Annotated in this window: 12 protein-coding genes; 5 read left to right on the top strand and 7 right to left on the bottom strand. The window is 73.3% G+C overall.

Going from position 1 to position 14,542, the window contains the following annotated elements:
* The first annotated feature begins 94 nt into the window (after positions 1-94).
* The 3 genes from ureG (at position 95) to QQS16_RS08630 (ending at position 3,940) form a co-directional block, all read left to right on the top strand.
* Positions 95-772: an urease accessory protein UreG gene (ureG, locus tag QQS16_RS08640; protein ID WP_286061036.1), complete on the top strand. Its 678-nt coding sequence runs from the start codon at positions 95-97 to the stop codon at positions 770-772.
* Entirely contained in the window at positions 769-1,533 is a 765-nt protein-coding gene (locus tag QQS16_RS08635; protein WP_286061035.1) for an urease accessory protein UreD, read from the top strand. Before ureG ends, QQS16_RS08635 begins: the two co-directional genes overlap by 4 nt.
* Before the next feature lie 799 nt (positions 1,534-2,332).
* Entirely contained in the window at positions 2,333-3,940 is a 1,608-nt protein-coding gene (locus QQS16_RS08630; RefSeq protein WP_286061034.1) for an alpha/beta hydrolase, read from the top strand.
* Between the two features lie 64 nt (positions 3,941-4,004).
* Here QQS16_RS08630 and QQS16_RS08625 read toward each other — a convergent pair whose 3' ends face one another.
* From QQS16_RS08625 to QQS16_RS08595, 7 genes are all read right to left on the bottom strand, one after another.
* Positions 4,005-5,039: an NAD-dependent epimerase/dehydratase family protein gene (locus QQS16_RS08625; RefSeq protein ID WP_286061033.1), complete on the bottom strand. Its 1,035-nt coding sequence runs from the start codon at positions 5,037-5,039 to the stop codon at positions 4,005-4,007.
* Between the two features lie 82 nt (positions 5,040-5,121).
* Positions 5,122-5,847: a lysophospholipid acyltransferase family protein gene (locus QQS16_RS08620; RefSeq protein ID WP_286061032.1), complete on the bottom strand. Its 726-nt coding sequence runs from the start codon at positions 5,845-5,847 to the stop codon at positions 5,122-5,124.
* A gap of 279 nt (positions 5,848-6,126) precedes the next feature.
* A complete protein-coding gene (locus QQS16_RS08615) occupies positions 6,127-7,356 on the bottom strand; it encodes a PP2C family protein-serine/threonine phosphatase (protein WP_286061031.1) in 1,230 nt (409 codons plus the stop codon).
* A 76-nt stretch (positions 7,357-7,432) separates the two neighbouring features.
* Positions 7,433-9,889 carry a SpoIIE family protein phosphatase gene (locus QQS16_RS08610; protein ID WP_286061030.1) on the bottom strand — a complete coding sequence of 819 codons (2,457 nt, stop codon included), beginning with the start codon at positions 9,887-9,889 and terminating at the stop codon, positions 7,433-7,435.
* Positions 9,890-10,640: 751 nt separating this feature from the next.
* Positions 10,641-11,864 (bottom strand): ornithine--oxo-acid transaminase, encoded by a 1,224-nt coding sequence (rocD, locus tag QQS16_RS08605; RefSeq protein WP_286061029.1) that lies wholly within the window; start codon positions 11,862-11,864, stop codon positions 10,641-10,643.
* On the bottom strand, positions 11,861-12,682 hold the full coding sequence (gene ddaH, locus QQS16_RS08600) for a dimethylargininase (RefSeq protein WP_286061028.1): 822 nt from the start codon (positions 12,680-12,682) through the stop codon (positions 11,861-11,863). The genes rocD and ddaH overlap by 4 nt, the downstream gene beginning before the upstream one ends.
* 123 nt (positions 12,683-12,805) lie before the next feature.
* Positions 12,806-13,321, bottom strand: a complete 516-nt coding sequence (locus QQS16_RS08595) for an Lrp/AsnC family transcriptional regulator (RefSeq protein WP_286061027.1) — start codon at positions 13,319-13,321, stop codon at positions 12,806-12,808.
* 100 nt (positions 13,322-13,421) lie between these two features.
* Here QQS16_RS08595 and QQS16_RS08590 point away from each other — a divergent pair, with 100 nt between their 5' ends.
* Together QQS16_RS08590 and QQS16_RS08585 are read left to right on the top strand one after the other, a co-directional pair.
* Positions 13,422-14,171: a LytR/AlgR family response regulator transcription factor gene (locus QQS16_RS08590; RefSeq protein WP_286061026.1), complete on the top strand. Its 750-nt coding sequence runs from the start codon at positions 13,422-13,424 to the stop codon at positions 14,169-14,171.
* A gap of 2 nt (positions 14,172-14,173) precedes the next feature.
* Positions 14,174-14,533, top strand: a complete 360-nt coding sequence (locus tag QQS16_RS08585) for a hypothetical protein (protein WP_286061025.1) — start codon at positions 14,174-14,176, stop codon at positions 14,531-14,533.
* Positions 14,534-14,542: the final 9 nt, after the last annotated feature.

Raw genomic sequence — 14,542 nt, 5'->3', positions numbered from 1 at the left:
GTCGGCCTGACGGCCTCGTCCTCACACGCCGGACGGGCCCGAAGGTGACGGACCGGCTGAGAAGCCACCCATCAAGAAGCACAGGAGCCGCCCCATGCATCTCGACCACTCCCACCACGGCCCCGCCGCCGTCAGCGCCGATGCCCGTCGCCCCGACGGCTCCCGCCGGGCCCTGCGGATCGGGCTCGGGGGGCCCGTCGGCTCGGGCAAGACCGCCACCGTCGCCGCGCTCTGCCGGGCGTTGCGCGACGAGTTGTCCCTCGCCGTGGTCACCAACGACATCTACACGCGCGAGGACGCCGAGTTCCTGCTGCGGGAGGCCGTGCTGCCACCCGAGCGGATCACCGCCGTGGAGACGGGAGCGTGTCCGCACACCGCGATCCGGGACGACATCTCCGCCAACCTCGAAGCGGTGGAGGACCTGGAGGACGAGGTCGGGCCGCTGGATCTGATCCTGGTGGAGTCCGGCGGGGACAACCTCACGGCGACCTTCTCGAAGGGGCTCGTCGACGCGCAGATCTTCGTGATCGACGTCGCCGGCGGGGACGACATCCCCCGCAAGGGCGGACCCGGTGTCACCACCGCCGACCTGCTCGTCGTCAACAAGACCGACCTCGCGCCCCACGTCGGCTCCGACCTCGGGCGGATGGCGGCGGACGCGAAGGCGCAGCGGGCCGAGCTGCCGGTGGTCTTCCAGTCGCTCCGCGGTGAGCCGGGTGTGCGGGACGTCACCGCCTGGGTACGGGCGCGACTCGCCGCGTGGACGGCATGACCGCCGCCACGGCCGGAGTGCGCGCCACCGCGCGCCTCGTCGCCCGGGACGACGGCCGGGGCGGCACGTCCCTGCCCGTCCTGGAGGGCGACGGGCCGTTGGCTCTGCGGCGGACCCGGGGGAGTGGCGGCGAGGCGCGGGTCATGCTGGTCGGCGCGATGAGCGGGCCGCTCGGCGGTGACCACTTCGCCGTGGAGGCGGGTGTCGGGACCGGGGCCCGGCTGCGCGTCGGCTCGGCCGCCGCCACCATCGCCCTGCCCGGGCAGACCAAGGGCGGAGCCCGTTACGACATCCGGCTCACCGTCGCCGACGGCGGCGAACTGCACTGGCTCCCCGAACAGTTGATCTCCGTGCGCGGCAGCGACCTGTGCGTCACCACGCACGTCGACCTTGGTACGACGGCCCGGCTCGTGCTGCGCGAGGAGCAGGTGCTCGGGCGGACGGGGGAGGAGCCCGGGCGGCTCAGCAGCCGGCTCGTCCTGCGCGTCGGGGGCCGGACCGTGCTCGACCAGGAGCTGGCCTGCGGTCCCGGCGCGCCGGGCGGCTGGGACGGGCCCGCCGTCCTGGGCGGCCACCGAGCGGTCGGCCAAGTCGTCGTCGTCCGACCCGAGTTCGCGGACGAGCCGGTGGCCGCACGGGTACTGGGAGAGGGAGCCGCGGTCGTCCCCCTCGCCGGCCCCGCCGCCCTGGTCACCGCGGTGGCCCCGGACGCACTGCTCCTGCGACGGCTGCTGGACGGTGCCCTGGCGGCTGTCGGGTAGCTGGGCCAGGGCCTCGGGTGCGCCGGGGCGGGCGGCGTCCTTGACGGGAGCCGGCCACTGATTCCGGCACACCGGGAAGGTGCCGACGGGTCGGCCGTTCCGGGAGGGAGTCGAGGGCTGTCGGGCCACTGGTCGCTGGACGGCTGGGGACCGTGGGCGGGCGACTGGGCGCGTCAGCGGTGTCGGCGGTCCGGACAGGCTGCTGCCGTGATGGCTGCCGGACGGTGCCCCGATGTTGTCTTTCGGTAGGGCCCACGGGTCGGCCGCGCCGCTGTGCTCGACCGGGAGTCGGTCTGGGGGTCCGAGGCGCCGGGCGGTTGGGACGGCTGGTTGTCCTGGGGGCCTTGTGCGTGGTCGCTGCGGCTGGGGACCGGGGGTGGGTTGGTGGTGTCACGGGTGCCGGCGGGTTGGACACGCTGCCGGTGTGGCGGCTGCCGCGTGGCGCCCTGACGTTCCTCGGGCAGGGCCTTGGGTCGGTCGTGGGGTTGTGCTCGACCGGGAGTCGGCCTCCGGTTCCGGTGCCGGGTGGGCGGGACGGACCGGCGGTCTTCCAGCTGTCGGCCACGTGGTCGCCGAACCCCGAAGTCGCCGGTGCGGGCCGGTGCCGGGAGCGGGGGCCGCGGTCGTCCCCTCGCGGGCGCGTCGGCCTGACGGCTACCCCGGGTCGAGGGCGGTCCGCCGAGCGGACGTTCAAGTCCGCTTATCGGATTGGCAAAGAACGCCGACCACCCCTGTTCTCAGGTGACGCACAGCCGAGAGGATCCCCGGGTACGCACAACGACTGAGGGGGAGGCCCCACTTGAGGGACTACACAGCGACGAGGCGGGCGACGGCGTTCGGCTCCGCCGGAGTGCTCGTCACGGCGGCGCTGATAGCCGGGGCCGTCGCGGCGCCCACCGCGAGCGCCACCGGGAGCACGGGCAGTCGGCCCGGACCGGACCGGGAGGCCCGCGGCGTGGCGACAGCCGCCGCCAAGGCCGCGAAGACGGGGATCGACTGGCAGGACTGCCCGGCCGACTGGGGCCTGGAGAAGCCGATCAAGTGCGGCTATGTCACGGTGCCGCTCGACTACGCCAAGCCGTACGGCAAGCAGATCAAGCTCGCCGTCGACCGCATCGGCAACACCGGGACCGCGGAGGAGCGCCAGGGCGCGCTCATCTACAACCCCGGCGGGCCGGGCGGTTCGGGTCTGCGCTTCCCGCGCCGGGTCACCACCAAGGCTCCCGTGTGGGCCGACACGGCCAAGGCGTACGACTTCGTGGGCTTCGACCCGCGCGGCGTCGGCAAGTCGGCGCCCATCTCCTGCGTCGACCCGCAGGAGTTCGTGAAGGCGCCCAAGATGGACCCGGTGCCGGGCTCCGAGGCCGACAAGCGCGCCCAGCGCAAGCTGGCCCGCGAGTACGCCGAGGGCTGCTACGAACGCAGCGGCGAGATGCTGCCGCACATGACCACGCCGAACACCGCGCGCGACCTGGACGTGATCCGCGCCGCGCTCGGCGAGAAGAAGCTCAACTTCCTCGGCGTCTCCTACGGCACCTACCTCGGCGCGGTGTACGGCACCCTGTTCCCGGGCCACGTGCGCCGCATGGTCGTCGACAGCGTCGTCAACCCGTCCCGGGAGAAGATCTGGTACGAGGCCAACCTCGACCAGGACGTCGCCTTCGAGACCCGCTGGAAGGACTGGCAGGACTGGGTCGCCGCCAACGACGCCACCTTCCACCTCGGTGACACCCGCGCCGAAGTCCAGTCCGAGTGGCTGGAGTTGCGCGCCACCGCGAAGAAGAACCCCATCGGCGGGGTCGTCGGCCCGGCCGAGCTGCTCGGCTTCTTCCAGAGCGCCCCGTACTACGACTCCTCGTGGGTGCCGGTCGCCACCGTGTTCAGCAAGTACGTCGCCGGCGACACCCAGGCGCTCGTCGACGCGGCCGCCCCCGACCTGTCGGACACCGCGGGCAACGCGGCCTCGGAGAACGGCAACGCCGTCTACACGGCCGTCGAGTGCGCCGACGCCAAGTGGCCCACCAGCTGGAAGAAGTGGGACCGCGACAACACCCGGCTGCACAAGGACTATCCGTTCCTGACGTGGTCCAACGCCTGGATGAACCTGCCCTGCGCGACCTGGCCGGTCAAGCAGCGGACCCCGGTGGAGGTCCGGACCGGCAAGGGCCTGCCGGGCGTGCTCATCGTGCAGTCCGAGCGGGACGCGGCCACCCCGTACGGCGGTGCCGTCGAACTGCACAAGCGCTTCAAGGGCTCCCGCCTGATCACCGAGAAGAACGCCGGCTCGCACGGCGTGACCAGCCTGGTCAACCCGTGCATCAACCAGCGGGTGGACACCTACCTGCTCACCGGCAAGCTGGACGGCGCCGACGTCACCTGCGCACCGCACGCGACACCGAAGCCGTAGCAAGGCGGCAAGAAGGACGAGGGGGAGGGGGTGGCCGTCACCGACGGCCACCCCCTCCCCCTCGCTACACGTCCCGCGCCGCCAGATACGCGTCCTCCGCCGCGTAGTCGAACAGGTCGCCGTACGCCTCGGACATCTTCGGGTACGCCTCCCGCCAGTCCCGTCCGGCCAGCCGCCGTTCGATGAACGCGACGGTGTCCGGCAGCGTCCGGGCGTACCGGGCCACCGGTCGGTAGCCCAGCTCCCGTTCGGCGGCGCCCATGTCGCAGACCACCGGCACCGGCACCGACCACGGCGTCGCCCCCACGGTGGGCGCCGGCGGCGGGCCGTCCACCAGGACGTCCTCCCGCTCGACGCCCATCACCGCGTCGATCGCCCGGGCGATCTCGGCCACCGTCGGCGCGTCGGGGTCCACGGCGTTGAGCGCCCGGGTGCCCGGCCGCGCGGCGGCCAGCCGGACCAGCTCCGCGAGGGTGTGGACGCTCGCCGGGTGGAACCGGCTCGCGCCGCCGTAGGAGAGGACGCGCCGCGGCCGGCCGTCCAGGTTGCGCTTGACGAAGTACAGCTCCCGCGGGGTCCGGCAGTGCGGTCCGTGGATCGCGCCGGCCCGCAGCAGCGTGACCGGCAGCCGGTCGCCCGCGGCGAGCAGGTCCCGCTCCAGGCCCGCCTTGCGGCTGCTGTACGAGGCGTCGCCCGGCCGGACGGTCCGCTGCCGCTCCGGGATCGGCACCGGGTACCGGGGAAAGCCGTCCGGCTCGTCCTGCGTGTCGAAGTTGCGGCCCTCGTCGTCCTCGTACACCGAGACGCTGGAGATCACCACGGCCGAGCCCACGCGGTCGGACAGCGACAGCAACTGCCGTGCGTGCCCGGGCCCGTAGGCGACCATGTCCACCAGCACCTCGCAGCCGTCGCCGACCGCCGCGGCCAGGGCCGCTTCGTCCTCCCGGTCGGCGCGCGCGACCCGTACGTCCCCGGGCCAGCCGGCGTCCCGTCCGCCGCCCCGCGACACCGCCGTCACCTCCCAGCCGTCCCGGGCCAGCGCGCCCACCGCCACCCGCCCGATCTGTCCCGTCGCTCCGATCACCACTGCGCGTCTCATGCGACCGACCGTACGGCCGGGGCGGGCCGGTACCCCAGGGGTCTTCGCCGACAGCAGAGGCTCGACCGCCGGCAGCGCAGGCTCAACGCAACGGCAGCCGGGGGAACCTGCGTTCGCGCTCCGTGCGCGCGGCGGCAGCCTCGGCCTTGGCCACGGCCGCGTACTGGTCGACGTACTCCTGCTCGGACAGCGACAGGATGGCGTACATGATCTCGTCGGTGATCGCGCGCAGGATCGCCTTCTCGTTCTCCATGCCGGCGTAGCGGGAGAAGTCCAGCGGTTCGCCGAAACGGATCACCACGGGGTGGATGTTCGGGATCCGCTTGCCGGGCGGCTGCGCCTCGAAGGTGCCGATCATCGCGCACGGGACGACCGGGACCCGCGCCTTGAGCGCCATCACCGCGACGCCCACCTTGCCCTTGTACAGCCGCCCGTCGTGGGAGCGGGTGCCCTCGGGATAGATGCCGAGCAGTTCGTCCTTGCTCAGCACGCCGAGGCCCTCACGGATGGCGGCCTGCCCCGCCTCCTTGCCGGACCGGTCCACGGGGATCTGCCCGGCGCTGCGGAAGAAGGCCGCGGTCAGCCGGCCCCTGACACCGGGGCCGGTGAAGTACTCGGCCTTCGCGAGGAAGGTGATGCGCCGCTTCAGCACGGCCGGCATCAGGAAGTGGTCGGAGAAGGACAGATGATTGCCCGCGATGATCGCCGGACCGCTGTCCGGCACATGTTCGAGGCCTTCGATACGGGGTCGGAAGACCAGTCTCAGCAGGGGGCCCAACAACACGTACTTGAGCACGTAATAGAACAACGGGTCGCTCCTCACTCCGGCGGATCGGCTCAACCGCCGCGTTCCAGCAGGTCAACCGGCGTGTTGTGGGGCTGCCAGTGTAGGGGCAGGAGAGGACGGGGGGAACCGGGGCCGGTCGGCCACCCGGCCCCGCAGCAGGGCCCGTTGGCACTCGCCCCGACGGGGGTTTCCGTTTGGTGGCTCCCGCCGACACGTTCCCGTCCGGCCACTCCACTCCCTCTCACCGGTTCCCCCTCAGCGGCTCCTCTCACCACGACTCCCTCTCACAGCGGCTTCCTCTCACAGCCGCACGATGACGAGTGCGGTGTCGTCGGTCGCACCCCCCGGGGGCAGCAGCTCCAGCAGGACGGTGTCCGCGAGGGTCTCGGGGTCCGCCTCGCGGTTGCGGACGAGGGAGTCGGCGAGCCGGGACAGACCCGTGTCGATGTCCTCGCCGCGCCGTTCGACCAGCCCGTCGGTGTAGAGCACGAGGGTGGCGCCGTCGGTGTACGAGGTGACGGCCTGCGGCCGGGGGACCGGGTCCGGACGGGCGTCGAGCGGCGGGTCGGTGGCCCGGTCGAGGAACTCCACCCGGCCGTCGGGGTGCATCAGCACCGGCGGCGGATGGCCGGCGCTGCTGTAGGTGATGGTGCGGAGATCGAAGTCGATGAAAGTGGTGACCGCGGTGGCCGATTCGGCGCCGTCGACCACATGGGCGTACCGGCCCAGGACGTCCAGCGCCTGCGCCGGACCCGCGGCGACCCGGGAGGTGGCGCTGAGCGCGCTGCGCAGCTGCCCCATGACACCGGCGGCCGCCAGCCCGTGGCCGACCACGTCGCCCACGGCCACCCCGAGCCGGTGGCCGCCGACCAGGTCGACCAGGTCGTACCAGTCGCCGCACACGTTCAGCGCGCCGACCGCGGGCCGGTAGCGCACGGCCGCCGGGTGGCTGCCCACCTGCCGGTGGGCGGGCAGCATCGCCTCCTGCAGCGCCAGGGCCACCTCCCGTTCACGGGCGTGCGCCCGGCGCAGCCGCTCGTTGAGTTCCTGCAACTCGCGGGCGCGGGTGTACAACTCGGCCTCCAGCACCCGGGTCCGGCCGGTGCTCCGGCCGCCGCGCGCCCGGATCAGTTCGGTGACCTCCTCCACCCGGTGCACCAGCAGCACCACCTCCCCGGCCGGGCCGAGGATCGGCGCGTTGCACGGGCTCCAGTACCGCTCCTGCCAGTGCCCGGGCCGCCCGACGTCCTCGACGTCGTACCGCTGGAGAGCCATCGCGTCGCGCTCGCCGGTGGCCAGCACACGCAGCAGCGAGGCCTCCAGATTGCGCATGCCGTTGGCGTCGGGATCGTTGGGGTTGTCCGGGAAGACCTCGAACAGGTGGCGGCCGACCATCTGCTCACGCCGGCGGCCGGTCGTGCGGAGGAACTCCTCGTTCACGTCGACGTACACCAGCTCGGGCGTGAGCAGGGCCACCATTCCGGGCAGGGCCTGGAACACCGCCGTGTAGTCGATCAGCGCATCGTTCATGGCTCCCGCTCTCGCCACCGGGATCAACCCAGTTTCACATGATATGCGCGGTCCGCGGTCATACGGGTGGATCCGGTCATACGGGTGGATCCGTCAGGGACTGCTCCGCCCAGATGATCTTCCCCTCGGGGGCGAAGCGGGTGCCCCACCGCTGGGTGAACTGGGAGACCAGCAGCAGCCCCCGCCCGCCTTCGTCCGTGGTGCGCGGATGCCGCAGGTGCGGGGCGGTGGCACCGCCGTCGAACACCTCGCAGATCAGCGCCCGTTCCTTGATCAGGCGCAGCCGCACGGGTCCTGCGCCGTACCGGATGGCGTTGGTGACCAGTTCGCTGACCACCAGCTCCGTGGTGAAGGCCAGCTCCGCCAGGTCCCACTCGGTGAGCTGCCGGGTCACCGCCTTGCGCGCCTCGGCGACGACGGCCGGGTCGACGGGCAGGTCCCAGTCCGCGACCTGGTCGTCACCGAGGAGCCGGGTCCGGGCCAGCAACAGCGCCACGTCGTCGTGCGGACGGTCCGGGACCAGCGCCTCCACCACGCCGCGGCAGCGCAGGTCGAGCGAGGCCGCCTCCCGTTGCAGAGCCCGGCGCAGCCGCTCCCGGTCCGCGTCGACGGCCCGGCCCTGCCCGGGGTCGAGCAGACCGTCGGTGTGCAGGGCCAGCGTGCTGCCCTCCGTCAGGGCCATCTCGACCGCCTCGAAGGGCGGCCCGCCCGCGCCGAGCGGCGACCCCTGCGGAAGGTCGACGAACGTGACGCTCCCGTCGGGCAGCACCACGGCGGGCGCGGGATGGCCCGCGGCCGCCATCACGCACTGCCCGTCCACGGGGTCGTAGATGACGTAGAGACACCCGGAACCCACGGCGCCCGTGCTGTCGGCTCCGGCCGGGTCCGGCTCGGCGCCCTCCTCCCGGGCCGCCGTCGCCACCAGGTCGTCGAGGTGGGCGAGCACCTCATCGGGCGGCAGATCCAGTGCCGCGAGCGTCCGTACGGCGGTCCGCAGGCCGCCCATCGCCGCGGCGGCGCCGATGCCGTGGCCGGGGACCTCGCCCACCACGAGGGCGACGCGCGAGCCGGACAGCGGGATCAGGTCGTACCAGTCGCCGCCGAGGCCGGTCAGCTCGTCGGCCGGCCGGTAGCAGGCGGCCACCTCCACCGCGCACTGCTCGGGCAGCCGGTGCGGCAGCAGGTTGCGCTGGAGGACCAGGGCGGCGTCCCGCTCACGGGTGTAGCGGCGGGCGTTGTCCACGCACACGGCCGCCCGGGACACGAGATCCTCGGCCAGGTGCAGGTCGTCCTCGTCGAAGGGCTCCTGGTGGCGCCGCCGGAAGAACGTGGTCACGCCCAGGGTGACGCCCCGGGCCCGGACCGGTACCACCAGCACGCTGTGCAGGCCGAGGTCCAGGAAGGTGGCCTTCGGGGCGGCCGGGGAGTCCGCGCCCCACTCCTCGGCGAGCGGGTCGAGGCGCTCCCCGCGCCAGGAGCGGCCCTTGACCAGGCAGCGGATCGGGGGCGCGCCGGGCGGGTAGACGACGTCGTCGCCGATGGCGACGGTCCGGGTGACGTCCGGGTCCGCCGCCTGCCGTCCCGCCCGCCGCAGCCGCACCGGTGCCGTCCCGTCCCACGGCCCGGGCGCGGGCTCCGCTCCCCGCAGCACCGACTCCAGCAGGTCCACCACGACGAGGTCGGCGAACTCCGGCACGGCCACGTCGGCCAGTTCCTGCGCGGTCCGCAGGATGTCCAGGGTGCGGCCGATCTGCTCACCGGCCCGGTCGAGCAGGGCCAGCCGCTGCCGGGCGCGGTGGCGGGCGGTGATGTCCACGACGGTGTAGTACACGCCCATCGGGTGACCCCGCTCGTCCTGGAGGCGGGTGAACGACAGCACGTGCGCGGTCTCGCGGTGCGGCGCGGACCGTACGTGCCCGACGTGCTCGTAGCCGACGACCGTCTCCCCGGTCGCCAGCACGTGCCGCATCTGCGCCTCCACGGCCTCGGAGTCCAGGCCCGGCTGCACGTCCGCGAGCCGCAGCCCGAGCCGGCCCTGCGGCGGTCCGCCGCCGAACCGGGCCAGGGCGTCGTTCGACCACACGAACCGCAGGTCCGTGTCCACCACGGCGATGCCGATGGGGGAGCGGGCGACCATCTGCTCCAGCACCGTGCGGTGCATGTCCCAGCCGGGGGCCTCGGCCATGTCGGACAGCAGCACCAGCCAGCGCGAGGGGCCGCGGGCCTCCAGGGCGGAGGCGATCCGCGCCATCACCCTGACCGGCGTCCCGTCGCCGCGCCGCACCCGCAGCAGGCCCGCCCAGCCGCCGTTCCTGCGGCACCGCTCGACCAGCTCCGGCACCCGCCCGGCGTCCTCGGCGGACACCAGGTCGGCCAGGCGCGTGCCCACCACCTCGGCGGCCGGGTACGCCAGCAGTCGCTGCGCCTCGGCGCTCCAGCTCGTCACCCTCCCCGCCGCGTCGAGCAGCAGGGGTGCGGCATCCGCCACGTCGAACCGCCGACGGGCGTCATCGCGCTCCTCGTCTGTGCCCACGGCCGACCTCTCTGTCGCTGAGAGTGGTCTACCACTACTTGACTCAATCTTGCCCCTCGACGACGAGACCGCACGGCCTCGCACCAGGCGGACGCTCCCCGTCGCGCCCGCCCCGGCCGGTCGGCGACGGACCGGAGCGGCCGGCGGCACCGCGGTGCGGGACGGACCGGACGGCCGCGCTCGGACCGGTGCGGTCGCCGCCGGGCCACAGGCCCGCGGTCCCGGCGACCGGCCCCCGCAGCGGAGGGCCGACGACGGTACGACGGGACGGGTGACCGGGACGCGCCGGAGGTGCCGGTCGTCTCCGGGACGCGCGAGGCGGCGGCAGGAAGGTCGAAGAGGGCTCGGCCGAACGTGCGGCCGGGCCGGGCCGACCAGTCGGCAACCGCCTCCGCTCCCCGCCGCCGTCAGGGCGTCACGGTGGGCAGGCCCCACTCAACCCGCAGTCCTCTCCGCCCGCCGCCGTCGGGGCATCGGCCTCGGGCCGGGCTCGCCCGGGCGGCTGCGCAGCTCCGCCGCCGTCGGGGCTTCGGGGTCGGGTCGGGCTCGCCCGGGTGGCTGCGGAGTTCCGCCGTTGTCGGGGCTTCGGGGTCGGGTCGGGCTTGCCCGGGTGGCTGCGGAGTTCCGCCGTTGTCGGGGCTTCGGGCTCGGGTCGGGCTTGCCCGGGTGGCTGCGGAGTCCCGCCGCTGTCGGGGCATCGGCCTCGGGCCGGGCTCGCCCGGGCGGCAGTGCAGTCCCGCCGCCCGGGCCGTCAGCCCCGGGCCAGGACCCGCTCCAACGCGCCCAGCGCCGTCGTGAGTTCCTCCCCGGTGATGGTCAGCGGGGGTGCCAGGCGGATGGTGGAGCCGTGGGTGTCCTTGGCGAGGACGCCCTCGTGGAGCAGGCGCTCGCCGATCTCGCGGCCCGTGCCGACGGCCGGGTCCAGGTCGACGCCCGCCCACAGGCCGCGCGCCCGGAAGCCGACGACCCCCTTGCCGACCAGCGCGGTCAGCCCGTCGCGGAGCAGCGTGCCCAGCTCGGCGGCCCGGCGCTGGTACTCGCCCGTCTCCAGCAGTTCGACCACCGCCGTGCCGACCGCGGCGGCGAGCGGGTTGCCGCCGAACGTCGACCCGTGCTCGCCCGCCCGCAGGACACCCAGCACGTCCCGGCGGGCGACCACCGCGGACACCGGGACGATGCCGCCGCCGAGCGCCTTGCCCAGAAGCAGGACGTCGGGCACCACCGACTCGTGCTCGACGGCCAGCGTCCGGCCCGTGCGGCCGAGGCCCGACTGGATCTCGTCCGCGATGAACAGGCACCCCTCGCGGCGGGTCAGCTCACGCACGCCGGTGAGGTAGCCGTCGTCCGGCACGACCACACCCGCCTCACCCTGGACGGGCTCGATGAGCACCGCGGCCGTCGTCTCGTCGACCGCCGCCTCCAGCGCGGCCAGGTCGTTGTACGGCACGATCCGGAAACCCGGAGTGAAGGGGCCGAAGCCCGCCCGTGCCGTCTCGTCCGTGGAGAACGACACGATCGTCGTCGTCCGGCCGTGGAAGTTGTCCGCCGCGACGACGATCGTCGCCCGGTCGGCGGGGACGCCCTTCACCTCGTACGCCCACTTGCGGGCCACCTTGATCCCGCTCTCCACCGCCTCCGCGCCGGTGTTCATGGGCAGCACCATGTCCAGCCCGGTCAACTCCGCGAGCCGCTCGGCGAACTCGGCGAGCCGGTCGTTGTGGAAGGCGCGTGAGGTGAGGGTGAGGCGGTCGAGCTGCGCGTGGGCCGCCTCGACCAGCGCGGGGTGCCGGTGGCCGAAGTTGAGCGCCGAGTAACCGGCCAGCATGTCGAGGTAGCGGCGGCCCTCGACGTCCTGCACCCAGACGCCCTCGGCACGGGCGACGACCACCGGCAGCGGGTGGTAGTTGTGCGCCAGCACCGGCTCCTCGGCGCGGATCAGGTCGGCGGAGGTACGCGTACGGACGGGTGCGGTCATGAGCGGATCTCCTGGGTGCAGCACTTGATGCCTCCGCCGGCCTTCTGGAACTCGGAGAGGTCGACGGGGACGGGGACGTAGCCGCGGTCGGTGAGGCGGCAGGCGAGGGCCTCCGCCTGCGGGGCGATGAAGACATGGCGTCCGTCGGAGACGGAGTTCAGGCCGAACGTCATCGCGTCGTCACGGGTGGCCAGCACCGCGTCCGGGTACAGCCGCGCGAGCACCTCGCGGCTGCCCGGCGAGAAGGCCTCCGGGTAGTACACGATGTTCCCCTCGTGCCCGCCGTCCAGGACGAACAGGGCCGTGTCCAGGTGGTAGAAGTACGGGTCCACCAGCGTCAGGCTGATCACCGGGTGGCCGAAGAACTCCTGGACCTCGCGGTGCGCCGAACGGGCCGTCCGGAACCCGGTGCCGGCCAGCATGTACCGGCCCGTCCACACCAGGTCGCCCTCGCCCTCGCAGACGGAGCCGGGACGGTACACGTCGTAGCCCGCCGTCTTGAACCAGGTCTCGTAGTGGGTGGACTCGGGGCGGCGCTCGGGCGCGTGGAAGAGGGAGCCGAAGACGCGGCCGTCGACGACGACCGCCGAGTTCGCGGCGAAGACCATGTCCGGCAGGCCGGGGACCGGCTCCACGACGTCGACGCTGTGCCCGTGCGACCGGTAGGCGCGGATCAGTGTCTGCCACTGCTCCTGGGCGAGGTCGACGTCGACGCGGGTGTCGGGTCGCATCCAGGGATTGATCGCGTACTGCACGGCGAAGTGTCTGGGTTCGCAGACGAGAAAACGCCGTCGGCGCGGCACACGGGTATCGGTCACAGAGGGGTTCCTCCGCTTCCTGCGGTGTCGAGAGGGGGTGACTCCACGGTAGGAAGTGCCGGACACGGCCGACAAGGAACAGGACTTGCGTGTCCACGCAGTAACGCTGCGTCTTCGGCCGGTTCAGCGCACGTCTGTTGCGCGGGCCGGCGTCTCCTCCGGCGCCGGCTGGCTGGCACCCGCCTCCGGGCTGTCCGGCAGGAGGTGGGACAGCACCATCACGCTGATCGTCTTCCGGATGAACGGCTCCACCCGGATCCGCTCCAGCACCTCCTCGAAGTGCTCGACGTCCCGCGCCCGCACATGCAGCAGCGCGTCCGCCCCACCCGTCACCGTCATGGCCGCGGTGATCTCCGGATGGTTGCGGACCACCTCCGCCAGTCGCCGGGGCGGCGCCGCGCCCTCGCAGTACACCTCGACGTACGCCTCCGTACGCCAGCCCAGCGCCGACGGCTTCACCGTGGCCGTGAACCCGGTGATCACCCCCGAGTCGCGCAGCCGGTCCACCCGCCGCTTGACCGCCGTCGCGGACAGCCCGACCACCGCGCCGATCTCGGCGAAGCTGGTCCTGGCGTTCGCCATCAGCGCGGTGAGGATCTTCCGGTCGAGCTCGTCGAAGGGCGCGGGCCTGCTGTTCATGCGCGCACTGTATCCAGCACGGGGAGGGCACCCTACCTGGCACGAGGTCCACACCTGGGCACATGTCCAGGCGTACGAATTGCTCCTACACTCCACCCTCATGCTGCGCGCCCTGGCTGTCGACGACGAACGCCCCTCGCTGGAGGAACTGCTCTACCTCCTGAACGCCGATCCCCGCATCGGCAGCGCGGAGGGCGCCGGTGACGCGACCGAGGCACTGCGCCGGATCAACCGCGCGCTGGAGTCGGGGCCGGACGGGCCCGAGGCGATCGACGTCGTCTTCCTCGACATCAACATGCCCGGCCTCGACGGACTGGACCTGGCCCGCCTGCTCACCGGGTTCGCGAAGCCGCCGCTGGTGGTGTTCGTCACCGCGCACGAGGACTTCGCCGTCCAGGCCTTCGATCTCAAGGCCGTCGACTACGTCCTCAAACCCGTGCGCAAGGAGCGGCTCGCGGAAGCCGTCCGCCGGGCCGCCGAGCGCAGCGACTCCGGCCCCCGCATACCCGTGCACGAGCCCGACCCCGACCACATACCCGTCGAGCTCGGCGGCGTCACCCGGTTCGTCTCCGTCGACGACATCACCCACGTCGAGGCCCAGGGCGACTACGCCCGCCTGCACACCGACCGGGGCAGCCACCTCGTCCGGATCCCGCTGTCCACGCTGGAGGAGCGCTGGCGCTCCCGCGGTTTCGTCCGCATCCACCGCCGCCATCTGGTCGCCCTGCGCCACATCGGCGAACTCCGCCTGGACGCGGGCACGGTGAGCGTCCTGGTCGGCTCCGAGGAGCTCCAGGTCAGCCGTCGCCACGCCCGCGAACTGCGGGACCTGCTGATGAGGAGGACGTGACGATGCCGCAGAACCCCACCGAACGCCGCGTGGTCGTCACCGGCCCGCCCCGGCGCACCCGCCGCGTCTCCGGCTACTACCGCCCGCGCACCGAGATCGACGAACAGACCACCCTCGGCCACACCTACGTCCGCTCCCTGATGCGCACCCAACTGCGCGCCGCCCTCGCGGTGTTCGCGGTCCTCGGCCTGCTCATCGGCCCGCTCCCGCTGCTGTTCGCCGCGATGCCGGACGCCCGCCGCCTGCAATGGGCCGTCCTCGGCTTCGGCCTCTACGCCCCGCTGGTCCTGCTCGCCCGCTGGTACGTGCGCCGGGCCGAACGCAACGAGCGGGACTTCGTGCGCCTCGTCGAAGACCGGTGAACTGAACGC

Origin of the sequence: Streptomyces sp. ALI-76-A, assembly GCF_030287445.1 — a bacterium.
GTDB lineage: Bacteria > Actinomycetota > Actinomycetes > Streptomycetales > Streptomycetaceae > Streptomyces.
This window is presented reverse-complemented; position numbering and strand designations above follow the sequence as displayed.